This is a genomic window from Mariniflexile gromovii (assembly GCF_017814435.1).
Taxonomy (GTDB): Bacteria; Bacteroidota; Bacteroidia; order Flavobacteriales; family Flavobacteriaceae; genus Mariniflexile; species Mariniflexile gromovii.
On sequence record NZ_JAGJCB010000001.1, the window covers coordinates 1 to 26104 of the forward strand.

24 protein-coding genes are annotated in these 26104 nt (G+C 33.0%); 19 read left to right on the top strand and 5 right to left on the bottom strand.

Annotated features, from left to right (window positions below; translation table 11 throughout):
- Positions 1-208: 208 nt before the first annotated feature.
- Entirely contained in the window at positions 209-565 is a 357-nt protein-coding gene (locus tag J8H85_RS00005; protein ID WP_209651440.1) for a hypothetical protein, read from the bottom strand.
- A gap of 140 nt (positions 566-705) precedes the next feature.
- Positions 706-1278 (bottom strand): GNAT family N-acetyltransferase, encoded by a 573-nt coding sequence (locus J8H85_RS00010; protein WP_209651441.1) that lies wholly within the window; start codon positions 1276-1278, stop codon positions 706-708.
- A gap of 110 nt (positions 1279-1388) precedes the next feature.
- On the opposite strand from J8H85_RS00010, the gene J8H85_RS00015 reads away from it, so the two are divergent.
- The 5 genes from J8H85_RS00015 (at position 1389) to J8H85_RS00035 (ending at position 6263) form a co-directional block, all read left to right on the top strand.
- Positions 1389-1817, top strand: a complete 429-nt coding sequence (locus J8H85_RS00015) for a PaaI family thioesterase (RefSeq protein WP_209651442.1) — start codon at positions 1389-1391, stop codon at positions 1815-1817.
- Positions 1817-2932, top strand: a complete 1116-nt coding sequence (locus J8H85_RS00020) for a chorismate-binding protein (protein ID WP_209651443.1) — start codon at positions 1817-1819, stop codon at positions 2930-2932. The genes J8H85_RS00015 and J8H85_RS00020 overlap by 1 nt, the downstream gene beginning before the upstream one ends.
- Positions 2933-2982: 50 nt before the next feature.
- Positions 2983-4743, top strand: a complete 1761-nt coding sequence (menD, locus tag J8H85_RS00025; protein WP_209651444.1) for a 2-succinyl-5-enolpyruvyl-6-hydroxy-3-cyclohexene-1-carboxylate synthase — start codon at positions 2983-2985, stop codon at positions 4741-4743.
- Between the two features lie 100 nt (positions 4744-4843).
- Positions 4844-5185, top strand: coding sequence for a DUF2853 family protein (locus J8H85_RS00030; RefSeq protein ID WP_209651445.1), 342 nt, complete (start codon positions 4844-4846; stop codon positions 5183-5185).
- Positions 5186-5432: 247 nt separating this feature from the next.
- Complete coding sequence (locus J8H85_RS00035; RefSeq protein WP_209651446.1) at positions 5433-6263, top strand: CvfB family protein; 831 nt, start codon at positions 5433-5435, stop codon at positions 6261-6263.
- A gap of 1 nt (position 6264) precedes the next feature.
- Here J8H85_RS00035 and J8H85_RS00040 read toward each other — a convergent pair whose 3' ends face one another.
- Positions 6265-6633: a hypothetical protein gene (locus J8H85_RS00040; RefSeq protein ID WP_209651447.1), complete on the bottom strand. Its 369-nt coding sequence runs from the start codon at positions 6631-6633 to the stop codon at positions 6265-6267.
- Positions 6634-6967: 334 nt separating this feature from the next.
- On the opposite strand from J8H85_RS00040, the gene mnmE reads away from it, so the two are divergent.
- The 14 genes from mnmE to J8H85_RS00110 all read left to right on the top strand — a co-directional run bounded on the left by mnmE (position 6968) and on the right by J8H85_RS00110 (position 23296).
- Entirely contained in the window at positions 6968-8365 is a 1398-nt protein-coding gene (gene mnmE / locus J8H85_RS00045; RefSeq protein ID WP_209651448.1) for a tRNA uridine-5-carboxymethylaminomethyl(34) synthesis GTPase MnmE, read from the top strand.
- A 111-nt stretch (positions 8366-8476) separates the two neighbouring features.
- Positions 8477-8938 (top strand): helix-turn-helix domain-containing protein, encoded by a 462-nt coding sequence (locus J8H85_RS00050; protein WP_245243694.1) that lies wholly within the window; start codon positions 8477-8479, stop codon positions 8936-8938.
- Between the two features lie 6 nt (positions 8939-8944).
- Positions 8945-10039: a site-specific integrase gene (locus tag J8H85_RS00055; RefSeq protein WP_209651449.1), complete on the top strand. Its 1095-nt coding sequence runs from the start codon at positions 8945-8947 to the stop codon at positions 10037-10039.
- Positions 10039-10986, top strand: a complete 948-nt coding sequence (locus J8H85_RS00060; protein WP_209651450.1) for a DUF6617 family protein — start codon at positions 10039-10041, stop codon at positions 10984-10986. Before J8H85_RS00055 ends, J8H85_RS00060 begins: the two co-directional genes overlap by 1 nt.
- 156 nt (positions 10987-11142) lie before the next feature.
- Positions 11143-11445, top strand: coding sequence for a helix-turn-helix domain-containing protein (locus J8H85_RS00065; protein WP_209651451.1), 303 nt, complete (start codon positions 11143-11145; stop codon positions 11443-11445).
- Complete coding sequence (locus J8H85_RS00070; RefSeq protein WP_209651452.1) at positions 11442-11738, top strand: helix-turn-helix domain-containing protein; 297 nt, start codon at positions 11442-11444, stop codon at positions 11736-11738. Before J8H85_RS00065 ends, J8H85_RS00070 begins: the two co-directional genes overlap by 4 nt.
- A complete protein-coding gene (locus J8H85_RS00075) occupies positions 11725-12633 on the top strand; it encodes a BT4734/BF3469 family protein (protein ID WP_209651453.1) in 909 nt (302 codons plus the stop codon). The genes J8H85_RS00070 and J8H85_RS00075 overlap by 14 nt, the downstream gene beginning before the upstream one ends.
- A complete protein-coding gene (locus tag J8H85_RS00080) occupies positions 12630-14372 on the top strand; it encodes a DUF3987 domain-containing protein (RefSeq protein WP_209651454.1) in 1743 nt (580 codons plus the stop codon). Before J8H85_RS00075 ends, J8H85_RS00080 begins: the two co-directional genes overlap by 4 nt.
- A gap of 207 nt (positions 14373-14579) precedes the next feature.
- Positions 14580-14879, top strand: coding sequence for a helix-turn-helix domain-containing protein (locus tag J8H85_RS00085; protein ID WP_209651455.1), 300 nt, complete (start codon positions 14580-14582; stop codon positions 14877-14879).
- A 6-nt stretch (positions 14880-14885) separates the two neighbouring features.
- Positions 14886-17285, top strand: a complete 2400-nt coding sequence (locus tag J8H85_RS00090; protein WP_209651456.1) for an N-6 DNA methylase — start codon at positions 14886-14888, stop codon at positions 17283-17285.
- A 3-nt stretch (positions 17286-17288) separates the two neighbouring features.
- On the top strand, positions 17289-18623 hold the full coding sequence (locus tag J8H85_RS00095) for a restriction endonuclease subunit S (RefSeq protein ID WP_209651457.1): 1335 nt from the start codon (positions 17289-17291) through the stop codon (positions 18621-18623).
- A complete protein-coding gene (locus J8H85_RS00100; protein WP_209651458.1) occupies positions 18623-20776 on the top strand; it encodes an AAA family ATPase in 2154 nt (717 codons plus the stop codon). Before J8H85_RS00095 ends, J8H85_RS00100 begins: the two co-directional genes overlap by 1 nt.
- 14 nt (positions 20777-20790) lie before the next feature.
- Positions 20791-21114, top strand: a complete 324-nt coding sequence (locus J8H85_RS00105; RefSeq protein WP_209651459.1) for a hypothetical protein — start codon at positions 20791-20793, stop codon at positions 21112-21114.
- 64 nt (positions 21115-21178) lie between these two features.
- Positions 21179-23296 carry a Piwi domain-containing protein gene (locus J8H85_RS00110; protein ID WP_209651460.1) on the top strand — a complete coding sequence of 706 codons (2118 nt, stop codon included), beginning with the start codon at positions 21179-21181 and terminating at the stop codon, positions 23294-23296.
- Between the two features lie 60 nt (positions 23297-23356).
- Here J8H85_RS00110 and J8H85_RS00115 read toward each other — a convergent pair whose 3' ends face one another.
- Both J8H85_RS00115 and J8H85_RS00120 read right to left on the bottom strand, forming a co-directional pair.
- A complete protein-coding gene (locus J8H85_RS00115; RefSeq protein WP_209651461.1) occupies positions 23357-24445 on the bottom strand; it encodes a radical SAM protein in 1089 nt (362 codons plus the stop codon).
- Between the two features lie 13 nt (positions 24446-24458).
- Complete coding sequence (locus tag J8H85_RS00120; RefSeq protein WP_209651462.1) at positions 24459-26054, bottom strand: ABC-F family ATP-binding cassette domain-containing protein; 1596 nt, start codon at positions 26052-26054, stop codon at positions 24459-24461.
- Positions 26055-26104: the final 50 nt, after the last annotated feature.

Consider the following 26104-nt stretch of genomic DNA (forward strand, 5'->3'; position numbering starts at 1 on the left):
TGATTCTATTTCTTGAACAACCTGAAGCTTAAAAGAAATCGAATAATCTTTTTGAGTACGCTTTACATACCCACTGTTTTCTGGTGTTTTCATTACACTAAGGTTTGAGTGTATCGCTATTGCAGGACGGGACAATTGAATCAATTAAAAAAAAATCCTAATATGACATTAGGATTTTTTTTGTGAGTTATACGAAGGACTACTAAAATCAATTTACTAATGCAGTTTTGTTTCGATTTTTAGATTTTCCAACAAATAAACTAAGGGTTATACTGGCCGTTAAGCCTCCAATAGATGTTGCGGCTACATCAGCTGCATCAAATTTATTCTGAGGCTGGGTACTGTCATAAACCTCTTTGGCAATACCAATTAGAGTTGAAGTTCCTAAGCTGTACCAAAATGCTTTCTTTTTGTTTTTAGTATTGGAATACACTAGTGTATAAGTTATGGCAGATACCGCTGCACCAGCAAGAACATGATATTCTCCATTATTTGAAATAAATTGTGCATGACCAATACTTGAAATCATAAAAAGCATGATTAAAAAAGGGAATGTAATTTTCATTGGGATTAATTTTATGGTTGGTTGTAATAAAACTATCCATTAAAATTATAAAATTGTCATATATCCGTTTTTTTCAAATATTTTCACGATAAAGTGAATCATTTTTTATTCGTTTGATGCTTAATTATTAGAAACATTTATTAAAACCCATCAAAAACAGTAGTTTTAATGTCGTCCCATTCCTCTTTCAAAATCCCATAACAGCAAGTATTCCGTTTAAAACCATCAAGCATTAACGTGTCTTTTCGTAAAATACCTTCAAGTGTAGCACCTAATTTTTCAACCGCTTTTCTCGATTTTATATTGCGCTCATCAACCCGAAACTCTACCTTATCAAACTCTAAAGTTTCAAATGCATATTGTAGCATTAAAAATTTCATGTGTTTGTTCAATCCGTTTCCTTGAAATTGACTTCCAATCCAAGTCCAACCAATGTGCAGCACTTTATGATGCCAGTTTATAAGTCCAAAACGGGTGCAACCGGCATAAGTATTCGTCTGTTTATCAAAAATTATAAATGGTATAGCGGTTTTATGGTGATAATCATCAATGGCGGTTTGTACATATGCTTTTAAATCCTCGGGAGTATCAATTTTGCTAGGCGAATAGAAAACCAAATTGGGTTGTTTAGCTATATCTAGTAGATGTTCGTAATTATTCAAATCTAAAAGTGATAACTTAACTCGTGGGTTTTCTAAGGTTACTACATTCATAAGTTTGTTATTTTGTTCAACTAGAAAGCTTTATAATTGAAACTGATTTTTTATAGTCTTTCCATGCGTATTTTGTACTTTTACATGCAAGATTAAAAATACAATATTTTATGATTTTAACTAAAGAAACTGTCATTGCCAAAGCAAATGAGGCAAGCAAAAATACGTTAATGGAAACATTGGGTATTGAAATTATAGATTATGGTGATGATTTCTTAGTAGCGCGTATGCCCGTAAACTCTAGAGTACATCAACCTGATGGTGTATTGCATGGCGGTGCAACAGCGGCATTAGCTGAAAGTGTTGGTAGTTTTGCATCGCATATTTTTATAGATACCGAAAAGTTTTTTGTACGTGGTATTGAAATTACAGCAAACCATTTAAAGAGTATAAAGGAGGGGTTTGTGTATGCCAAAGCAACATTTATTCATAAAGGCAAAACAACGCAATTACTCGATATTAGAGTAACCGATGAAGCTAATAACCTGATATCGGTTTGTAAATTATCGACCATTTCGTTACCAAAAAGAGATAATTAATGACTTTGGAAGATTTTTTTGCCCGTATTGAAACCCAATACAACAACCAATTACCTTTTGTTGCATACAGAAAACCGAGAGAAAACAAATTAATTGCTTTATTTCAAACTACCAATGAGATACATAAGGTAAACGATTTTACTGAAAAAGGCTTTGTTTTTGCACCATTTGATGATGCTGAAACTTCAATTTTAATCCCTTTTGATGATTCTGAGCTTATTTCTACAAATTCTGAAATATTATGTTCAAATGAAATGTTTAAAGCAACTAATTTTATCGATGAAAAAGAAAAATTTCAACATGTAAATTTAGTCGCCAAAGCTATTAAATCCATAAAGGATAAAGCATTTGAAAAAGTGGTACTATCAAGAAAAGAAGAGGTTTTAATTGAGGAAATCAATCCTGTTTTCATATTCAAAAGGCTTTTAAGTTCCTATACATCATCGTTTGATTATTGTTGGTACCATCCCAAAATAGGCTTATGGTTAGGAGCTACACCCGAAACGCTTGTAAAAATTGAAGGCAGCCAGTTTTCTATTATGGCATTGGCGGGTACTCAGGTTTATAAGGAGAATTTGGATGTTGTTTGGCAAGATAAAGAAATAAAAGAACAGAAATTTGTAACCGATTTTATTGTTGAAAGTTTAAAACCTTCAGTTGAAAGTTTGAGTATTTCGGACACCGAAACCGTAAAGGCAGGTAATCTGGTGCATTTAAAAACCATGATTTCTGCACGATTAAAACCCAATTCTACATTAAAAGATGTTATTAACGCCATTCACCCAACACCAGCTGTTTGTGGGGTTCCAAAAGTAATTGCAAAACAATTCATTTTAAATAATGAACATTATAACCGTGAATTTTATACAGGTTTTTTAGGTGAGCTAAATTTTGAAACTACCACTGCGCCACGCTCTGGAAAGCGGAATATTGAAAATAGAGCTTACGCCATTACTAAAAAAAGGACACAATTGTATGTTAATTTACGATGCATGCAAGTAAAAAACAATAAAGCCATCCTATATATAGGTGGAGGCATTACAGCAAATTCGAACCCCGAAAGTGAATGGGAAGAAACCGTATCAAAATCTTTAGTTATTAAAAATATTTTGTAATTAGCTAATATTAAGCCCTATTTATTACATTTACATATTGATTCAAGTATATGATTTATCCAAAAATTCCTCTAGCCCAAACCGTTGTAGAGCTTTTTAAAGCTAAAGGTATCAAGCACATTGTTATTTCTCCAGGTAGCAGAAATGCGCCATTGACCATAGGGTTTACCAATAACCCGTTTTTTACATGCTACAGTATTGTAGATGAACGTAGTGCTGGCTTTTTTGCTTTAGGAATAGCACAGCAACTAAAAAAACCAACTGCTGTTATTTGTACATCGGGTAGCGCCGTAGTAAACTATTATCCAGCTATTACCGAAGCTTATTATAGTAATATTCCATTGGTGGTAGTTTCGGCAGATCGCCCTAAACATTTAATTGGAGTTGGAGATGGACAAACCATTAACCAAAAAAATATTTTTGAAAACCATATTCTATATTCAGTTAATTTAAAATTGGATGTTAAGGACGAAAATAATATTCCTGAAAACGAAGAATTGCCTATGTTGAAAAACCTTGAAGGTAAATTAGAACGTTTTTTAGGATTGCAAAAAGATATTCAAACACATAATGAAGAAGAAATTAATGAAGCATTGAATTTTGCTTTGTTAAAAAATGGCCCTGTGCATATTAATATTCCTTTTGATGAACCACTTTATGAAACGGTTGAAAAACTAAGGGTAAATCCTAAAGCAACCAAACCAGTAATAAAACCAAAAGTAATTGAAGAATATGTGCTTAACGAGTGTTTAGAAGATTGGAATTCTACATCCAAAAAAATGATACTTGTAGGTGTTAATCAACCTAACATAGTTGAACAAAAATGGTTAGATGAATTGGCGCAAGATGACAGTGTAATTGTGTTTACAGAAACAACGTCTAACTTGTATCAAGACAGCTTTTTTCCATCTATTGATCAAATTATTTCTCCGTTAACCGAAGAAGAAAAAAAGGCGCTACAACCAGATATCTTATTAACTTTTGGCGGGTTGATAGTGTCTAAAAAAATAAAAACGTTTTTACGAAAATTTCAACCTAAATATCATTGGCATATTGATGAGAAAATGGCTAATGATACGTTTTTCTGTTTAAGCAATCATATTGATGTGTCGCCAAACCAGTTTTTCTCCACCTTTTTGCCAAAAATAACGCATTATGTTAAGAGCAACTATAACGCTTATTGGACAGAGGTTAAGAACAACCGTTTAAAAAAGCACGATGCCTATATAAAAAGTATTCCTTTTACCGACTTAAAAGTGTTCGATATGTTGTTTAAAAACATACCACATGGCACTATTTTACAAATAGGAAATAGTTCGGCAATACGTTATTCACAATTATTTAATATCAATAAATACAACACGGTATTTTGTAATAGAGGCACTAGTGGTATTGACGGGAGCACTTCTACCGCGATAGGTTGTGCTGTGGTGAATGATAAACCCACTACGTTAATAACGGGCGATTTAAGTTTTTTATACGATAGCAATGGGCTATGGAACAATTATATCCCTAAAAATTTTAGGATTATTGTGATTAATAACCAAGGTGGAGGTATTTTTAGAATCCTCCCAGGGCATAAAGACACCAAGAATTTTGAAACTTATTTTGAAACCACACACCACTTAAATGCCAGACATTTATGTAGAATGTATGGTTTTGCTTATAAAAGCGTTTCAAAAGAAAAACCATTGGAATATTATTTAAAAGAATTTTTTGTGGAAGAAGAACGCCCTAAATTATTGGAGATTTTTACACCTAAAGATTTGAATGATGAAGTATTGCTTCAGTATTTTGAATATTTAAAATAAATAATTTTGTGACTTTCTTACTTTAATTGTGTCTAAAAAATAGGTATCTTTAAAACAGTTATCAATTTAAATATTTATAAACACATTAAAACAATTTATTATGAGTAAACGTGATGAACTTATTGCAAAGTATGCTGCCGATTTAAAAGAAAAATGTGGTGTTACAGCAGACATGGATTTATTAACTAAAGTAACAATTGGTTGTGGTCCATCAATTTACAATGCAGACGCTGCAACGGTTTCAGGCTCGGATGAAAGTGAGCTTGCAACGGTAAAAAACAATTTCTTAATTAAGAAATTAGGATTGAAGGACAGTGCAGATTTAGATAAAGGAATTAATGCAGTTATTGAGCAATATGGTAAGTCTAACCGTAATAAATACAGAGCTGTTGTTTATTATTTATTAACGAAACATTTCAAAAAAGAGTCTGTTTATAAATAAAAAACAGATTTAATGATAATAAAGCGTTGCAATTTACATTGTAGCGCTTTTTTTTTGAGTTTACCTTTTTAAATAATTCAATTTTAACTAGCTGGGAGCTTTGATAGCAAATATGCCCGCGTTAGGGAGTGTACTGGAAAGCCTACAGCGACGCAGGAGCGAGGACTTGTAAGGGAACGCCCGACCCGATAGGGGAACGCCCAATACATTTGTTTAAAAATATGATGAATATTGTTACCTTTGCGGCATGATAAGAATTGGGCAAGTTAATACATTGGAAATACTACGTGAAACCGACCACGGCGCGTATTTGGTAGATACAGAAGATAATGAGGTTTTATTACCAAACAGGTATGTGCCTGAATCGTTTAAAATTTGGGATAAGTTAGATGTTTTTGTTTATTTAGATAATGAAGAACGCCCTGTAGCAACTACAGATATGCCGTATATAAAGGTGGGTGAGTTTGCCTTATTGCGTTGTAATGCCGTAACCGAATATGGTGCTTTTTTAGATTGGGGTTTGGTGAAGGAATTGTTCTGCCCATTTAAAGAACAAGCTTTTAAAATGAAGCCCAAAGGTTGGTATTTGGTATATTGCTATTTAGATGAAAAAACCGGACGATTGGCAGCTTCGAGCAAAACCAATAGTTTTTTGGATAATAAAGTGCTAACCGTTAACCAGTTTGATGAAGTAGATTTAATTGTGTCGCATCCATCGGATATTGGTATGAACGTGATTGTTAATAAAGTGCATACTGGATTGATTTACAATGACCAAATTTTTACTGAACTAAGTGTTGGTGATAAGTTAAAAGGTTTTGTAAAAAAGATAAGACCAGGAAATAAATTGGATATCTCATTAGGACAAATTGGTTATAGAAATATTGAACCTAATGCCGAACGTATTATGCACGAACTTCATGATAATGGTGGGTTTTTAAACTTAACCGATAAATCGGATCCTGAAGCGATAAAAGAAATGCTCCAAATGAGCAAAAAGAACTTTAAAAAGGCTGTGGGTACTTTGTATAAGCAGAAACAAATTGAGATTAAACCAGACGGTATTTACTTAGTTTAAGCTAGCTTAACTGCAATTTTACTAACTTATTGTTTACTGCTTCAAATGCTGCATGTAAGCTATCATAGTTTATTTTACCTTTTTTGTAAAAGGTGTTTTCTATTTCAGCATTCATTTTACTTGCAAGATTGTGGCCTACAACGGCATAAGCACATAAATTTTTCAATTTTTTTCTAAATAAATCTAAATCCATTAGATTTACGGAATAGGAGTTTACTCTGTTTGCTATCACTCCAAAAGGTTTGGAGTTACCATAATAGTAATCTAACTCCTCAAATATTTGATCGGAATTATAAATGTCTATGTGTACGCCTTCATTAAATTCTATCACAGCAAAATTGTGGAAAAAATAAATATCTCCTAATTTCAATTTTTTTGAGTTTAAAATATGATTAGAAAAAACTGAAGCACTAATTTTCATGGACTATTAATTATTTGACTTATATTATTTAAGACACCATAATTTATTTAAAGTCACATAGTTAAAAATTTATTTATAATTTAAAATGAGATGTTACGTAAAAAAAACTATGTACGCATAGTATTTATAGGGGCTACAGCTGTTTTAAAAAATTTTAAATTAAGCCATATATTTTATTTTTTTAATCGTAAGTCAAAATATCAAATCTATTATGACGTATATTCTACTATATTTTATAAAAAGAGCGTGGTATTTAGCATTTCAAATTTAGTATTTTTGCTGCATGATACATCACGACACCATAGTAGCATTAGCGACACCATCGGGTGCGGGTGCCATTGCCGTTATTCGCTTGTCAGGAAAAGATGCGGTTGCAATAGCCGACGCATGTTTTAAATCCGTTAAAAACCTAAAGAAGCTTAGCCTACAAAAGACACATACCATTCATTTAGGGCATATTATAGATGGAAATAAAACTATAGACGAGGTATTGGTTTCGGTATTTAAAAACCCGAATTCCTATACAGGTGAAGATGTGGTTGAAGTATCGTGCCATGGTTCCAATTATATTCAACAGGAAATTATACAATTATTTCTTAGAAAAGGTTGCCGAATGGCTACAGCGGGCGAATTTACCTTGCGTGCCTTTTTAAATGGGAAGTTGGATTTAAGTCAAGCCGAAGCAGTTGCCGATTTAATTTCATCGGATAATGAAGCATCACATCAAATAGCCATGCAACAAATGCGTGGAGGGTTTTCATCTGAAATAGCAAAACTACGTGAAGAATTACTCAATTTTGCGTCGTTAATAGAATTAGAATTAGACTTTGCTGAAGAAGATGTTGAGTTTGCCGATAGAACCCAGTTTAAAGAGTTGGTAGAGCGCATCAGTTTTGTTTTAAAACGTTTGATAGATTCATTTGCAGTTGGTAATGTTATTAAAAATGGTATTCCAGTAGCTATTGTGGGCGAACCCAATGTTGGGAAATCAACACTTTTAAATGCGCTTTTAAATGAAGAGCGCGCCATTGTATCGCACATTGCAGGAACTACCAGAGATACTATTGAAGATGAAATCTCCATAGGTGGTATAGGCTTCCGTTTTATTGATACCGCAGGTATCCGTGAAACTAAAGATGTAGTTGAAAGTATTGGTATTAAAAAAACCTTTGAAAAAATAGATCAAGCACAAGTAGTTGTTTTTCTTGCAGATAGTTTAAATTTTAAAGTAGATGTGTTCATCAATTCTTTTAAAATTGAAATTGAAAAAATTAAAAATAAATATCCTTTAAAACCCTTATTGATTGTTGCTAACAAGGTTGATAAGTTGAATGAAAATCAGATAAAATCAATAAAAAGTGAGATTCCTCAAATTCATTTTCTATCAGCAAAAAAAGGTATTGGAGTCGATGAATTAAAAGACAAACTCTTAAGTTTTGTAAATACGGGTGCATTAAGAAATAATGACACTATAGTAACAAATTCAAGACATTACGATTCTTTATTGAAAGCCTTGGATGAAATTGAAAAAGTGAAACACGGCTTGCAATCTGGCTTGTCTGGCGATTTGTTGGCGATTGATATTCGTCAAGCTTTGTATCACTTCGGTGAGATAACAGGTGAAATAACCAATGATGATTTGTTGGGGAATATCTTTGCTAATTTTTGTATCGGAAAGTAATTTACCTTCCTTTGATTGTTAACTCCCTGTTTTTCTTCACTTTATATTCTTTTGTTTGTTGCTTATTTGCCATTTTTTCATTATATTTGTTGTATATCTGTTGCCCTATTAATGGATTTGTTGCCCAAATCCGCTGGCAAAGAGATTGGCGAAATGATGCACCATATTGCCCCACGTTGCACCATAACGCTATATAAAGCACCATTTATGAGCAGTAATTTATTCATTCCGAAAACCTGTAAACATTGCGGTAAGGCTTTTACTGCTCGTACTACTGTCACTAATTATTGCGGTGATACCTGTGCGAAGAAAGCTTATAAAGCACGCAAGCGCAATGAGAAAATTCAAACTACACTTGATAACGCTGTGCAACAGTCAAAAGAAATCATTAACCACTACAATTCAGATGCTATAAACAACAAGGATTTTTTAAGCGTTACAGAGGCTTCTCAACTTATTGGAGTAAGTAGATGGACCATCCAAAGAATGATACAACAAGGACGTTTAAAAGCTGTTACTTTTGGCAGAAAGCATATTGTTGCCCGTTGGCAAATTGAAAACCTCTTTAATTGATTTACTATGAAAGTTACATTAAGACAGCGCAAAAAAAATGATAGTATCAGTTTGTATTTAGATTATTATCATAAGGGGAAACGTAAAACGGAGTATTTAAGATTATATCTTACGCCTAATCCTCAAACCAAAACAGAAAGAGAAGTCAACAAGAAAACCAAGCAATTGGCTGAAACCATTTGCGCACAACGGCAAGTTGAAATACAAAATGGTATATATGGGTTCCATGACATAGAAAAATTAAAGGGAAGTTTCATAACTTACGTAACCACTTTAGCAGAAAAGAAAAACACCAGTGCTGGCAATTATGGGAATTGGAATAGTATGCTCAAACATTTAAAACTCTTTTGTCCATTGGATGTAAGTTTTCAGGATGTAGATAAAACATTCGTTCAGAGGTTCAAAGATTATTTAGATAAGAAGGCGATGGGTAAGGCAGGAAAAAAATTATCTCAAAATTCAAAGTATTCCTATTTTGGGAAGTTTTCAGCAGCTTTAAAGCAAGCGGTAAAGGATGGAATTTTAAAAATGAATCCTGCCAACGGTGTTGAGTATTTCAAACAAGGAGAACCTCAACGAGAATTTTTAACGCTTGATGAATTACAACGAGCTGCCAACACAGAATGCGAGTTACCTTTACTAAAGAAAGCCTTTATATTTTCAGCAATAACCGGATTAAGATGGTCAGACATTGAAAAGTTAATATGGTCAGAGGTACAGCATTCTAAAGAGATGGGATATTATATTCGATTTAGACAAAAGAAAACAAAAGGAGCGGAAACTTTACCTATTTCTGAACAGGCTAGGGAATTACTAGGTGAAGAAGGCGAGCCAAAAGATAAAATTTTCAAAGATTTACATTACAGTGCCTGGTCTAATTTAAAATTACAACAATGGATAATGAATGCAGGTATAACAAAAAGTATTACTTTTCACTGTGCACGCCATACATATGCAACTTTACAATTGACTTTGGGTACTGATATTTATACAGTGTCAAAGTTGTTAGGCCATAAAGAATTGAGAACGACACAGATTTACGCAAAAGTTATTGATGATAAAAAGAAAGATGCTGCCAACCGTATACAATTAGACCTATAATGAATCAAAATATATTTTCAAGTTTAGTGTCAATCACAAAGGGATTACATCGAGACCAAAAATCTGAAAGAGAATTTAAAATGTTGCTTGGTGATTTAAAATTGAAACCAGTTGCAGAAAATGCCGTTTTTCACTTACAATTTAAAAAACCATTAAACAGTAAAAAGGAGTATTATCAAATAAATATTTTTAATAATACTCAAGATACAATTACCAAATTTCAGGATGACTTTCCTCAAGACGCTACGACGGCCGAGAATAAATATTCTTACACAGCTCTGTCAAATAAGCTTGAAAAGTATCTAAATGATATTGCTAAATATATTAACGACCGGAATATTACTAATGATTTGGCGGATGACTCCAATTACATTATTAATTATCTGAAAGCATCAGCAATCAAACTATATGCAGAATTGCAATCACAATATGGACACTATTCGGATGCTCATTTATATACAGTTCCAGAATTAGCCGAAAAATATTTCTATGATAGCAACTTTGATGAATCCTCAATAAAACAATTAGATGCAATTCAACCAAAAAACACTAATAAGGCTAAACCAATTCGAAAGCCAAAAACCTCTTTTGGCTTTAAAAGTCGTGATATATCAATTCTTCTAAAAGTTCTCCAGGATTTGCAATTAAAAATTGATTTATTGCAGAACAGAACTAAAGTTGAAGATTTGCATAAACTTTTATCTGCTGATGATTTTAAGCTTTTAGATTATCAAGTTTATTTTGGTTGTGAAACCACACAATTAAGTTACATAGTAAAACAACTCAAACCTTTTTTTAATAATTTTAATCCTACTTCAATGGAACGGTCTGGAAAATTTAAAACTACATCAGACACACCATTAACTGCAAATAATCTTCACAAAAATCAAGTTCATAATCCCAAAGGAAAAGAAGAAATAGACAAAATCATCCAACAACTGCAATAAAAAACAGTAAGAATAGTAATAAATCTTACTCTTGTCTTACCGTTGTTTTACACCCTTACTAAAATCAACTTCCCATTTTTCAACCTTTGTCCTGTTCTTGAAAACCAAGAATGACATTAGGCCTGATGTCCTTATTTATTTTAATCACAGATAAAGATGGACTCAAACATCACAGAACAATTAGACCGCATCGAAAAAATGTTGCAGGAGCAACATAGGATGCAAAAGCAAGTATTGAATTTCAATGAAACTTGCAATTATTTAGAACTTTCCCAATCACACTTGTATAAATTGACAAGTACGGGAGCCATTCCACATTATAAACCGAATGGCAAAAAGATTTACTTCCAACGTGAGGAATTAGACCGTTGGTTACTGCGTAACCGTATGGACTCACAAGATGAAATCGAGCAGCAAGCTGCCGACTTCTTAATTAAGAAAGGAGCGGTGAAGTTATGACTGAAATCATCGATTTAATCTTGTCAATTTCCCAAGAAATTAAAGACATAAAAGCCCGAATAGAAATTTTTAGACAATCAAGGGCAGAACTATTAAAGGAAACATGGTTGGACAACCAAGACGTATTGCAAACCTTGCATATTAGCAAGCGAACGCTACAAACCTTTAGGGATAATGGAACATTGCCATACAGCAAAATACAAGGGAAGTTCTATTACAAAGTGTCAGATTTAGAGCAATTGCTTCAAGACAACTACTATAACCATAATTTCAAACAAAATGGAAGTAAGTAGGCAAGCAATTTTGGATAGAACACATTATGGTTTAAATATTTACGCCTATGTGTTGAGACAGTATTATCCTGAAACTACAGTCCTTTCCGTAAAAGGAAGGGACTGCGGGATAACCAGAAACCCTTTTAATGGTGGTAAAGAAACGCTTCGTATTCATATCGATGGTGTGATTGCAACCCATAGAGATACCGAACTTGAAACCTTCCAAGGCGATGTATTCGATTTTGCGCAATACCACTTTAAAATGGCTGATGAAACAGATGTATTGCAGATGATAAATCAAGAATTGCATCTGAATTTAGAAATAAAGGTAAAAGATGAATTGGTATGGTTGAATGGTCCAGACGATACCTGGTATGCGCGCTGTAGTTTTTTTAAAGCACCTGTTCGCAATGTGTTTCCTGTGGAAACCTTGCGATTGCATCAAGTATTCGAATTAATCACAAGTGATAAATACAAAAAAATCACTGATGCCTTAAGAGCGATTACAGATATAAAAGAAGCTCGGAAATTCAAAGCGAATCATTTTGACTACGTCACTTTTTCAGGAACTTTTGAAAAACGTAATGACAGCAATTTATTGAAGCACTCAAATTTATTGACAATTGATTTTGACCACTTGGAAAACCTTCAAGAATTAAAAGAACAGTTGTTGAATGATGAATACTTTGAAACGGAAATGCTATTCACTTCACCTTCTGGAGATGGTCTTAAATGGATAATCAGAATTGACATTTTAGAAGTATCTCATAATGAATATTTCAAGGCAATAGCAAATTACATTAAGCATACTTATAACATAGAGGTTGACCAGTCAGGTAAAGACGTTTCCAGAGCGTGTTTTTTACCATACGACCCAACAGCCTTTTTACATAAAAGACACCAAGCCTTATGAGCAAAACATTTAACCCAAAAGATTGGTTGGACGTTCCACAAGAGCAACAAAAACCAGCAGTCAGCAATAAAGCAACAACGAAATTTGTTGCTGTTGCTAATAACGACATAGAATCCTACATGGTAGCAATTGAGCAATCAGGGATGGATATAACAGGTAATTATGGAACTTGGAGAGATTTAGGCTTTGCGTTGGCTGAAGAATATGGAGAATTAGGCAGAGAGTATTTCCACCGAATAAGTAAAAATTATGCAGGATATGATACCAAAGAATGTGATGAACAATTCAATAAATGTCTAAACGCCAAAGGACACGGAATAAGTATCGCAACCTTTTATCATCATGCACATCATGCGAATATTAAACCGACAAAAAATGAGGTAATTCAGCCGCAACAAATTGAGGAAAGGGAACAGCAAAACATGCCAACATTTCCCGAAAAAGTGTACGAAAGTATGCCCCAGTTTTTGCAACAAGTAATAAACCCAGCAAATAGTCCAGAGGAAAAGGACATTTTGTTGTTAGGAGCTTTGACGGCTTTTAGTGCCTGTTTCCCAAAGTTATTTGGTGTTTACGACCAAAGGAAAGTATTTAGCAATTTATACCTATTTGTAACCGCACCTGCTTCTGCAGGTAAAGGAAGGTTGAACCAAATCAAAAATTTGGTAGAACCTGTGCATAAATTAAAACGAGAGCAAGCCAAAGTATTAAAACAGCAATTTGAAACAGAAACAGCGGTCTATAACATGAATAAGGGCAAAGATGAAAACTTGGAAAAACCGAGCAAACCACCTGAAAGAATGTTATTCATTCCTGCCAATAATAGTGTAACCGGTGTCTATCAGTTGATATCTGATAACGAAGGTAGAGGCTTGATTTTTGAAACCGAAGGCGATACCTTGGCGCAAGCTTTTAAAAGTGATTATGGGAATTATAGTGATGGATTCCGTAAGGCCTTTCATCACGAAACGATTTGTTATTATCGAAGAACCGATAGAGAATATGTGGATATTGATAAACCCTGTTTATCAACAGTCCTATCTGGCACACCAAAACAAGTGGCAACCTTAATCCCAAATGCCGAAAACGGTCTATTCAGTAGGTTTATGTTTTACTATATGAACATCAAGCCTACTTGGAAAAATGTCTTCCAAAACAATCATAAATTAGGATTGGATGATTATTATAACCAGTTGGGCAGCGAATTTTTGGAATTATATAAAACCCTTAAAAATAACCCAGAAATTGAAGTAAGGTTAAAGACAGCACAACAAGAGCAATTCAACACATTTTTTGAATCACTGCAAACGAAATACATCAATTTACAACCTGAAGAATATATTGCAACCATTCGTAGATTAGGTTTGATTGCCTTTAGAATAATGATGCTATTTACAGTATTTCGCATCATGGAAGATGGTGATGTAAATGCAGTTAAAGAATGTGAAGATACGGACTTTGCCAATGCACTTACCATAATTTCAATTCTTGTAAAACATAGTAGTAAAGTCTTCAATGATTTGCCTATAGAACAGAAATCTGCAAAACGATTGAATCGAAAAGAACGATTTTTAGACACTTTGCCCACTCAATTTAGTCGTCAAGACTATTTAGATTTAGCTACACAACAAAGCATACCACATAAAACCGCAGAGGGCTATATCACTAAATTTGTGGATGCTGGGCTTATCCATAGAGATACCCATAACAACTACTCTAATCTTCAAAAGAGTAATTAAGGAATTGAGGATTTTAAGGAAATGCGAATTGTATTTCTTTAAAATCCTTTAAATCCTCAATATTCTCAACATTAATTTTTCATGATACGGTTTCCCGCATAAATACTGAAATGTTAAAAACTACTTTTAAAATAGTGTTTGTTGTTGGTTGGGTGTTGTTTTCTTTTTCTTATTTTAGACAAATATTGACAAGTCAATTTTAGAACTATGAGATTCGGCGAACACATAAGGCAATTAAGAGAAAAAAAGAATTTATTATTGCGGCATTTAGCAAGTGATTTAGACATAGATACAGCTATGATGAGTAAAATTGAGCGTAGCGAGCGTAAAGCGAAACGTGAACTTATTCCGCAATTGGCTAAACTTTTAAATACTTCGGTAACAGAATTACAAACCCTTTATATGGCAGACCAGATAATAGAATTAATTGATGATGAAGAAAATCCTCAAGATATTTTGAATGCTGCTGAAAAGGAAATTAATCAAATTAAAAAACAAGATAGTTAGACAATAATGGAAAACACACTTCAAATTAAAGACAACAAAATATATGCGCCATTATTGGAAAAATGGTTGGTACTAAAACCAGAGGAGTTAGTTAGGCAAACATATATTCTAAGACTAATTGATAATTATGGATTCTCACCAGACCAAATGGCGCAAGAATTGAAGGTTAGCAACTCCCAACGTGGACAGGGTAGAGCAATGGCTGATATTGCTATTTGGAAGTCGAAAGAAGATAAAAATAAAAGAAAACATGCCTCCATTGTTGTGGAATGTAAAGCAGAACATTTAACGATTCGAGAAGAAGATTATTTTCAAGGATTAAATTATGCAACATGGGCAGGAGCTGATTTTTTTGTGACGACAAATCTAAAAGAGACAAAGATATTCAAAGTTGTAAAAGGGCATATTCCTGATAGATTGGATGAGGTTATTGACATTCCAAACGCAAATATGATTACTAATGCGAAAAAGGTTGATGCTTTATTAAAGCAAACAAAAGCGTTTACTCGTGATGAGTTTTCTAAACTACTATTCAAGTGTCATAACATTATTCGTAATAATGATAAATTATCACCGGAAGCTGCATTTGATGAAATTAGCAAAATCCTATTCATCAAAATTAGATACGAAAGAGAAAATTCTAAAGCACAGGTATTTTCACAAGAACAATTTTTAAAAGATAAAGAAGCCTACAATCGATATTCTTCTTCTTCAAGTAGACCGTTTTATCAACAGTTGTTTGAAAACACTAAAGAAGAATTTAAAGATGATGATTTGTTTGACCCTAATGAATCAATTAGAATTAGAGAAAATAGTTTTGAAGCGATTGTAAAGGAGTTAGAAACATACAATCTCTCTACAACGTCAGATGATGTAAAAGGGATAGCTTTTGAGCAGTTTTTAGGAAGAACATTTAGAGGAGAGTTAGGACAGTTCTTTACACCTCGTACGATTGTAGATTTTATGGTAGAAGTATTAGACCCACAAGAAGGAGAAATAATTTGTGACCCCTGCTGTGGTTCTGGTGGTTTCTTAATTAAAGCATTTGAATATGTAAGGGCAAAAATTGAAGAAGATATCCACGAAGAGAAAGAAAAAATCAAAAGTATTTATTATACGGAAGAATACGAGAAGCTTACAGAAAGTAAAAAAGAAGAAGTGGACGAGATAGTAAACGAGCTATTCAACAAACTTAATCAAGAGTTGGATATCACCAATCCAAAAAGTCGTTTAAGAGTATTGAGTTACGAATGTATTTTCGGTACAGATGCCAATCCTAGAATGAGCCGCACCGCAAAAATGAATATGATTATGCACGGTGATGGTCATGGAGGTGTGCATCATAATGATGGATTATTGAACGTGAACGGCATATTTGATAATCGTTTTGATGTCATTCTTACAAATCCACCATTCGGTTCAAGAGTAGAAAAGAGCTTAAAAATCACAGAGGCAGATAAGTATAAAGATTTAGACCGTATTCTGAAATATAAGGAAAGGTATGATGTTCCGGGAAATCCAGCATATACAAATGCTCTAAAACAAATAAGTGATAACATTGGTAAGCCTTTATTAAGCTTATATAAAACAGGTACTATGAGTTCCCTTACTGAAGTCTTATTTATAGAGCGATGCCTTAACTTATTAAAACCAGGAGGAAGAATTGGCATTGTATTGCCCGAAGGTGTTTTAAATAATTCCAATCTTCAAAAAATACGTGACTTTGTAGAAAGCAAAGCTAAAATTGTGTTGATTACTTCCATACCGCAAGATGTATTTATTGCTTCTGGTGCAACTGTAAAACCAAGTTTGCTGTTCTTTAAAAAGTTTACTGAAGAAGAAGTTAAACAATACAAGGCAATCGTAGTGTCAGCCACAAAAACTATAAATGTCAAATTCAAACCTCAAGAGGAAGAAGCGTTGACAAATTATAAGAATATAGAAACTGCGTATAACGAAGCGGCTAAAACCTTAAAAGATATTAATAATTTAAAAGGTCAAAAGAAGGGAAATATAAAGCTAAACCCTAAAGAATATGACGATTTATTGTATAAGGTTGGCGATTTAAAAGAAAAAGAAAAGGAAGCCAAAAAAGAATATAAAAGTACTATAAAAACCATAGCACAAGAAAAAGAAATTGAAAAGAAAGCTTTAATAAAAGAAAAGTTCAATTACGAAATACCAATTGCAGAAGTTGAAAAGGCAGGGATTAGTACTACAGGGGCTAAAATTGATAATGAGCTTGAACCTTTAGCGAAGGAGTTTACAGAATATCGTGAACAAAATCATCTTTGGGAAAACATCATTAATAAAGTAGAATACCAAATAGTGGACGATAAAAAAATGTACCGCATTCCTTTATCTGGTGAGAACAAAGCACAAGAACCTGAAATATTTTATAATTAATAGATGGCAGAATTAGTAAAAATACCCTTAACAAACCTTATTAATTGGAGTGTAAGATTTCTGCTTGAATCTAGTTTTAATTATAATCCAGATTTTGAGTTAGTTCATATAGATTCCTTATTGAAAAAAAATAATAACAGAATACAAATTGAGAATGATGTACTATATAAGCGCATCACTGTTAAGTCTAAAAATAATGGTGTTATATTAAGAGATGAAGTTAAAGGGGAACAAATTGGAACTAAAAATCAATTTAAGGTTAAGAGTGGTCAATTTATATTATCAAAAATAGATGCTAGAAATGGGGCTTTCGGCATTATTCCCACAGAATTGGACGGGGCTATTGTAACTAATGATTTTCCTACTTATGATATAAATAAAAAACTAGTAATTCCTGATTTCTTTTTATTGATAACAACAACTAAAGAATTTATAAAGTTTGCCCAAAGTTGTAGTGTTGGCACTACCAACAGGCAAAGAATTGATATGGAAATGTTTCTAATGCAGCAAATTCCATTACCAACTTTAACAGAACAAAATCGTATTGTGTCACAATACGGACAAAAAATAAAATTGGCTCAACAGCAACAAGAAGAAGCAGATATTGTTGGAAACGGTATTGAAGAGTATTTGATGAATAGATTAAGTTTAAAAAAACTTGAATTCAAGGAAAATATAAAAGGGTTACAATTAATTAGTTTTAAGAATATTGATAGATGGGATATTCTTGCTAAAGATATGCGTATCCTTAATGGACTGGCAACCTCAACATTTCAATTAAGAAAATTAGGTGATGTATTTAGTTTTGCAAATCGCTCTTGGAATAAAAAAGATTATGACAAAGAGACATTCAGATATATCGAATTAGGTGCTATTGATACTATTGAAGGTATTACAGAAGTGAAAGAATTGAATGTAAAAAAGGCACCAAGTAGAGCTACTCAACAAGTCGTTGAAGGAGATTTTTTGATTGGAACTACAAGGCCCTATTTAAAAAGATTTGTAATAATTGACAGTAACTATGATGGTGATATTTGCTCTTCAGGATTTGCAATTTTAGAACCAAATCAAAAAACTGAATTAGCCTATCTGAAAGAATTTTTAATGTCTTACTATGGTTTAGAGCAGTTGAAAAATAGAATGACAGGAGCAACATATCCTGCAATTACTTCAAGTGAACTTAAAGAAATCCTTGTTCCTTTTCCACCAAAATTCATTCAGACTGAAATTGCTTCTGAAATTAAGAAAATGAGGGATAAAATTAGGGAACTTCAAAATAAAGCACAACTAAATAAAGGTGAAGCCTTAAAGCAGTTTGAACAAGAAATATTCAACTAATGAAAATAACAAATCTCAAAATTGAAGGTTACAAGAACCTAGAAGCTAAATTAGTTGCTAGCGCAGATATTATTGCATTAATCGGGAATAATGGAAGTGGCAAAAGTAATTTACTCGAAGCTATTAGTTATATTTTTAGGAGCTTATACCGCAGCAATGAAAACGTATCTTTTGATTATCTTATTGAATATACAAATAGTAACAATCAAAAAATCAAGATTGAAAAGAATCGTTCAAAAGTTACATCATTTGTAGATGGCGTTGCCACAATAAACATAAAAGAGTATCTGCCAAAAAAAGTAATAGCAATTTATAGTGGCGAGGAAGATAGATTATGGAATAAGTGCTTCTTCCCTTTCTACGATGATTATGTTAAGAATATAAATAAATCAAGCAACACAGGTATTTTAAAGGCTACATCTTTAATGCCTCAAATGCTTTATTTAAATAAATTTTATTGGCATCTCTCTTTATTAAGCTTATTACTTTCAGATTTAGATGATAATAAGGCATTTGTTGAAAATGTTTTAAACATAACACAGGTAGATAAAATATCGATAAGCTTTAATAAATCTAATTACACTCAATACAATGAAGGATTGGTATTGGATTTTATAAAGAAAATCGATAAAAAAAGTGAATATACATTACAAGAATTCAAACAACTTATTGAGGGAGAGGGTTATATTCCCGATGACGTATACAAACTGTTGTACATCGCTTTTTCACCAAAGAATACAAAAATTATTACTGATATTATTATCCGTTTCAATCAGCATCTCACAATTGAAGATTTAAGTGAAGGCGAAAAAAAATTGCTGCTTATTAAAGCGGCATTTGAATTTGCAGAGCAAGAAGATAGCTTGTTTATATTAGATGAACCAGATGCACATATACATTTAAATAATAAAGAGCAAATAGTAAAAACATTTGAACCTTATAAAAATAATAGACAAATTGTGATTACAACTCATTCACCTACAGTTACAAAAGCAATGAATGATGATTGTTTATTTATGGTGAATGAGGGTAAAATAATATCAAAAGAAAAACAAGAGATAATTGATGATTTAGCGGGAGATTTTTGGAACAAACATCAACAAAGCACATTTCTTTCAAGTAATAAAAATTTAATTTTATTAGTAGAAGGTGAGCATGATAAAATCCATATAAAAAACGCCCTGAACAAATTAAAACCAAAGTTCAAAGATTTGGACTTTGATATATTTTCTTTTGGTAGTGAGTCTAAAATCCAACCCTTTATGCTTGGATTATTTGAAGCAAACTTAAATAATAATAAAACTTATGTTGCTATTTATGATAATGATTCACCCGGTCAAAATTCATTAGGAAAATTTCAGAATGAAGAAAATCAAAATGGTTTTAGAAAAGGGCTTAAGGTTGAACCAGAAAAACAACAATGGAATAACAATTTTTATGCAATAACATTGCCTAAACCTAGTGGTCATTCAGCGGATTGTACAATAGAAAACATGTACGAATCTGTTAAGTTTGAGGAAGCTTTTGAAAAAGCATTTCAAGATAAAAAGGGCTTTTTCTCAAATTTATCAATCGAAAAAATTGGTTCAGATTTAAAAAAATCAGCAAAAAATATTTTAGCTCAAAATTGTGTGTCTTTTGAAATAAGTGACTTAAAACATTTTGAACCTTTGTTTGATACTATCCAAAAAATAAAATTAGATATGTTATCAACGCAAACAGCAAAAGTCGCAAAAGAAATGGTTACTAAAAAGGTAAATAAAAAACCTAATTTGAAAGAACTTGTTCCACTTACTATTGTAAGAAAAAAATACACAGAAGAAGACCACTTCAAAAAGGGCACACCCAGAACAATTAAAATATATAAGGAACTAAAGGCTGCGATTTCAAAATTAGACGCTAATATTAAGATTCAGCCTTTAAAAGATTATATAGCGTTCAAGAAGAATACAAATATTTTGGATATCTCAATCCAAACTAAACAAATAAAGATGTGGATTAATCTTAAAAAAGGGAAGCTAAAAGACCAAAAAGCCTTAACTCGGGATGTGTCAGAAATTGGTCATTGGGGTAATGGTGATTATGAATTAACTATAAAAGACAATTCAAATTTTGAATACATAATAAGTCTAATCGAGCAGGCGGTAGAATGAACACGGAATATATTATGGCAACAGAAGAAATGAAAGCAAAAAGACTTGAAAACTTTTTAGATAGAGCTTTTAGGTTAGATAAACGTATTACAAGACCCTCAAAAGGAGAATATTATACCCTTACAAGAGCAGAAGTAAAGGGGAATAGTCAGAAGGAGTTATCCGTTCTGAAAAAAAGAATAGAACAAGCAATAGACATCTTTTTTAAGCAAGATTTGAGCTATGAGACTCAAGAAAATTTAAAGATAATTTTATCCTTAAATGCACAAGCTAAATCCAGTAATGATATTGTAGATGTAATAGATAGGGGTTTGGTATTTACACAACAATTTAAATAAATAAAATTCCTCTTATTAATAGAAAAAAACTAAAGTATGTAAAAACCCATCACCCGCTTAATCCATGCAAGAACACCTAAAAACCAACATCCTCAATTTCAATTGGCCTAATCCAGCTCCTACATTCTACTTTTTTATAGAAGAAATAGAAGGAAGTCATCCCATTCACAAATCAAAGTTTTCTGGTCAAATCAAAGAGGCCTTCCTTGATAAAGATTTGTCTAAATCAGACCAAATTTTCACTTCTTACACGCAATCTACACCAAATGCCAAAAGTATCAAAATAGACCTAGAGGATGATAAAGAGTTGAGCATTTATAAGCAGTATTTAAAACTGCAGCTTCGGGAATATTTTAAGGCAAAAGGTTTTATCGTCGTAAAGAATTTTGTGCGCGATGTTCAAGTTTGGTTACCTTCAAAAAATGGCAATACTACTGATTATAATTTGTATTATAAATTTTCTTTTAAAATACAGTATGCCCAACTTACAGACCTACCAGAGCTTGTGGTAGCATATGATGGCACGTCAAAAGTTCTCACAAAATCCGTTATGGATATTGAGGATACAATGCATATCAAACGCTGCGTGTATGGTCAAAAAACGTTCAATTATCAAATGAATTTAGATAGTGACGACAAACAGGAGTTCTTTAACAGTATTGACTTTTCTATTTCCTTTCCCATTTTCAATTTGCAATTGGCGAAAGACTTGAACATTCCCCTTGAAGAACTTGAAAGAGGCAAAAATCGATATCAAAAATATGTGTCCCTCATTGGTACATTTGCCAAACAACAGCTTTTTACGTCAGAGTTCAAAACCATTTTTCCCTTTGTACAAGATGCCTTTATCGATGTTCCAGAAAACCGCATTAATCATATCGACCCAAACCTCGGCTTATTAGAGTTCGGGAAAGACCATAACGGCAATAAAAAAACACATTTAGTGCCAAAAATTGCCCTGAACTATCTTAATCCATATCGACGTCCTGATAAACCAAACATTAAGATATTTTTCATTTGCCATACATCGCATAAAAATTCAGTACTTTCATTTTACCAGAAATTAATAAAAGGTGTCACATTAGAGGATAAGAAAAAATACTTTTTTGGATTGGAAGCCTATATGAATATTAAGGCATCAGCTTCAAAAGAACATTTCATAGAATTTGACAATGCAAATGACCCAATACCGGAGATTATCCAAAAACTGGAAGAATTAAAATTTGACCAAGAAAATGTGTTATATGCAGCATTTTATATAAGTCCTTTTGATAGATACACTCCAGAACCTGAAGACCGCGAAATTTACATCCGCATTAAAGAATTATTCTTAAATGAAGGTATCGTAACCCAAGTGGTCGATTATGAGAAGATGGTGCTGAATATTGAGGACCAATATAATTTTCAGTTTTCTCTTCAAAATATGTCTTTGGCCCTTCATGCTAAATTAGGTGGTGTCCCATGGAAGTTGGCAGTAACAGATAAAAAGGAATTGGTAATTGGAGTAGGGGCATTTACCCATCAGGATGAAAACCGACGCTACATCGCAAGTGCCTTTAGTTTTCAAAATAATGGTCTCTTTAGAAATTTCGAATACTTCAATCAAAACCAAACAGATTTATTGGCCTCAAGTATAAGTACGGCAATTCGTGATTTTACTTCAAAGGCACAGGCGGACAAGGTGGTGATACATTTCTATAAAGAAATGAGCTACGAAGAACTAAAGCCAATTAGAGAGCGAATGAATAAGTTAAGCTTAAAAGTTCCCTTGTATATTTTGAATATAAATAAAACCGACGCAGAGGATATTATTGCATACGACCTTAATTGGGGAGATAAATTGATGCCTGTAAGCGGCACATATATTCGCATTGCCGAAAATCAATTTTTATTGTTTAATAATGCTAGGTATCCCACATCTCAATATTATGCTGACACAGATGGGTATCCATTTCCTATCAAAATTAAAATTAGCAGTCCAGATGAAGATGCTTTTGAAGATGTTGAGGTAGTTGACGAATTATTGACCCAAGTGTATCAATTTAGCAGATTGTATTGGAAGTCTCTACGTCAACAAAATGTACCCATCACCATAAAATATCCCGAAATGGTAGCACAAATAGCACCACGTTTCAAAAGAGGTATTAAAGATGAAGCTAAAGATAAATTATGGTTTTTATAATTAAATTTAGAGCTAAAATTATACATCCTTCTTAAAATCCTGGCAGTATTAATTTAGCAGTTAAATATTTCCCTTATTTTTCTTTATATAGTCAGCATGTAATTGCCCACAAGCGGCTTCAATTCCTGAACCAAATTGTGTCCTCCGTGTTGCGTCGATACCATGTGCATTTAACTGTTCCACAAATTCTGAAACTTTTTCTTTTGTGGGCTGTTGGAAAGATGGATTTGCACCAAAAGCTGGATTATAACGGATGACGCTAACATGAAAAAGTTTGGGTCTTTCACGTAATTTTATCAAATCTACCAATCTTTTCAAATGGTCATTTGTGTCATTTAAACCAGCAATCAGCAAATAAGCGAGGTAAACTTTACGGTTAAACTTCTTCACATAAGTGTCAAGGATGGCTAGATTTTCCTGTAATGAAAAGCGTTTTTCTAGAGGTATTAATTCTGCACGCTGTACTGAAAAAGGTGAATGAACAGAAAGGGTAATGGTCACCTGTGGAAACTGATTAACTAATCGCTCTAAATTAGGAGCAAAACCCACTGTGGAGACAGTCATTCTTCTTTGAGAAATTCCACCATAACCTTTAGTGGTAAATGCTTTAAGAGCCTCAAAAATATTTGGATTCGCAAGTGCCTCACCCATACCCATAAAGGCAATACTGTCAGGTAATTGTTTGTTCCAATGTGAATGAAATACTTGCGCACATATTTCATCAGCGGTAAGATTCTTCATTAAGCCCATTGCTGCTGTTGCACAAAAGGTACAACCCAATCCACAGCCAGATTGTGACGATATACACATGGATGTCCAGCCTTCGCGATAGTGAGATAATACCGTTTCTATTTTCGCACCTGATTTAGTTTCAAAAAGTACTTTTTCTACCTGATTTGCTGAATGAATTACAGCAGGTTTCAAGGGCAGCGGTGTTTCACCAAACTGGACTTTTAGTTTTTGTCTTAAGCTTTTAGGAAGTTCCTGTACATCTTCAAAATATTCAGTTCCATGTTGTAGTGATTGAACTATTTGGTTAAATCGGTAATCAGGCATATCCATAGATTTCAAATACGCTCTAATATCAGCCAAAACACCACCTGTTGGCGGATTGGGATACATGGATGAGGTTCTTATTTGTCTTGTCATTTTAAATTAAATTTTATATGGTGAATGCAATTGTTCGTTTAATGTTTATAGATTCCAAAAAAATCTCATCATGAGATACCACAATCAATGTCCCTTGATATTCGTTAATAGCTGCTGTCAGTATGTCTATGTTTTGAATGTCTAAATTATTGGTAGGTTCATCTAAAATGATGATATCTGGTGCTTGTTTTCCAATGGTCAGACAGCATAGCATCAACCGCATTCTCTCACCACCACTTAAGGCAATACAAGTTTTGTCCCAATCCTCTTGACCAAACAAAAAACGGTTGAGACGTGTTTTGATATCGTGTTCTTCTAACGCTGTTGTATTAAATTGTTGGACTTGTTCATAAACTTTTAAAGTATTGTCAAGCAAAGAATAGTCTTGGTCAATATAGGCAGATTGGTTATCTACTCGGTAAATTGTTCCTGTTGTAGGTTCAAGGTCACCCAAAAGGAGTTTAATAAAAGTTGTCTTTCCTGAACCGTTTTGTCCTTTTAAGGCAATCCTTTCGCCGCTTGTAATTTGAATGTTCAAGTTGTTCTTCCACAGAAATTGCGATGGGTTATATGCGAAATTGATGTTGGTTGCTGTAAACAAAATTTTACCAATGTGCAATGCAGAGTTATCAAACCCAAATTTTATCTTATCAATATCTGGCAATGAAGAACGAAGGTCCATTAAGTCTTGTGCAATACCACCAATTTTTTCGGTGTGAACACTTTTAAGCCTTGATGTACTTTTTTCGGCATCATTTTTCATTTTGTCTCTCATTGCCTTTGGAGTACCTTCTTTGTTTTGTTGTTTTTTTCCTCGTGAATTTTGTTTTTGTTGTCGCTCTAACGTCTCTCTCTCTTTTTCTTTGGCTTTTCGTAATGCTTTTTCTTTGTTCTGTAAATCCTGATTTAAAGTGTTCTTTTCTATCAGTTTTTGTTGTTTATAAAACTCATAATTGCCACCATAAAGTTTAATGCCACTTTTATTCAACTCGCAAATAGTAGTCATAAAACCTAATAATGTTTTGTCGTGGCTCACCACTATCAAAGTACTTTTTGTAGTTTGAATAAATTCATATAAAAGTTGTCGACTTGTAAAGTCTAAATGATTACTTGGCTCGTCTAACAAAATCAATTCAGGCTTATGAATAAAAATTCCTGCCAAAAAAACTTTTGTTTTTTGTCCACCACTCAAAGTTTTCATTTTTTGGGACAGCTCTAAATCTGTCAATTGCCAATGTTGTAAAGCCTCTTTGCAACGCTCTTCAATCGTCCAATCGTCATTTAATGCATTAAAGTTTTCTTCAGAGGTGTTTCCCTTTAAAATTTCTTGCAATGCGTTTATTTTACCTTCAACCTGTAATACTTGAGCAATGCTAAAATCATTGAATTGTCCGAAAAGCTGTGGTATAAAATAGGGCTGCTCATCAACCCTTATATGTCCTTCCGAAGCTTTTAATTTTCCAGTAATAACCTTGAGTAATGAAGATTTACCAGAGCCGTTATTACCTACAATGGCAATTTTATCCTGTTTGTTTACTGTAAGATTTAAATTTTGAAATAGTAAATCAGTATTGGTATGGGTATATGTAAGATGTTGTAAAGTAATCATTAGTCCTTTCTTTAGAGATTCACAAATAGACCAATCATTATAAATATGGT